Raw genomic sequence first — 1,217 nt, forward strand, 5'->3', positions numbered from 1 at the left:
ATCAGTGGGTGAAATATGACTCGTCTTATGTGAAGCTTGAAACGAAAAGTAAGGCGGATTCTTTCATTGTAGGAAAGTGTGTAATCTCTAAGGTTGATAATCTACGATTCTATCATTCGCCATCATGGCAGGATAAAGATGTGGCTGGTACTGTAGATGAAGGGGAAGGATTCATAATGGATAAAAAAGTAAGTTTGAATGGTTTTTCACAATATAGGGTGCATAATAGTAAAGGGAAGACGTATTATGTAACAGCAAATTCAGTCTATGTACACGTAGGGTGATACGGTTAGAATGAAGTGTGAGGAAAATGAACATAGAAGGGCCCATTGCAATAAGGAAACAATGGGCTTTGGATTTAGAAGCTTGAAGTGGATAAGATGATTGATTAGGCAGTCATGTGACTTACTAAGATTAAAGTAATTTCTAAAGTTATGTTATGGAATCAACGACGTTTTCCACAACCGCAGCCGGATTTCTTTGTATATCCTGCCGGTGGTGTGGAAGAAATATTTTGGTTGGTTATAGTAGTCGACGCAGTAGTTGAAGTTACATGATTATTTTGTTGTATTATTTTTGATTTCTTTATCATAATTAAACCTCCGGGTCTTTTTTTAATAAACATAATTACTTTTACTTAAATAGATATATTTTATTTAAACACTTTTTATCAAAAAACAGGTGCAAAAATACTTGCACCTGCTTGAAAATATTGGCTATTGATTATTATTCATGCTTGTATTGCTATTCGTATTGGAAGTCGTATTTCCATCTGAACTTTGGTCATCTGTAGGAAGAGGAGCTTCCACAAGCGCAATATGATCGACTAGGAATTCGCCATCTTCTGAGGCAATTTCAACTGTTACTTTATTTGTTTCAAATGTGACTCCTTGACGGTGTGAAGTTGTAAAATTCGCAAACTTATGCGGGTGTGTTTCCACATATTCTCCTTCTTCACCATGTTGAAGGGAAACCGTTCCTTCTCCTTGTGCATGGAAAACTAACTGATATTCTTTATCTGAATCAAAATTTTCTATTTCAATGGTTTGTGAAACGCTAGAAGACCAATCTGGAAGACGTAATATGCGTCTACCGTCTTCTAATATCGCATGATGTGCATCGCCTTCTATCGTCCAATTTGCTGCATCTGTTGTGAAATGACCATTATGCAGAATTGTACTTCCTTCGAGTTGCGTATACGCACGATCTAATGCTTC

The 1,217-nt window shown here is 36.4% G+C and carries 2 pseudogenes; one reads left to right on the forward strand and one right to left on the reverse strand.

From position 1 onward, the window contains the following. Positions 1-284 (forward strand): annotated as a pseudogene (locus ACQRBL_RS30705) (N-acetylmuramoyl-L-alanine amidase); the annotation flags it as partial. A 432-nt stretch (positions 285-716) separates the two neighbouring features. Here the strand turns inward: ACQRBL_RS30705 and ACQRBL_RS30710 are convergent. Continuing rightward, positions 717-1,217: pseudogene (locus ACQRBL_RS30710) on the reverse strand (delta endotoxin C-terminal domain-containing protein); the annotation flags it as partial.

It is taken from the genome of Bacillus sp. AF62, from assembly GCF_050312695.1.
Classification (GTDB): domain Bacteria; phylum Bacillota; class Bacilli; order Bacillales; family Bacillaceae_G; genus Bacillus_A; species Bacillus_A cereus.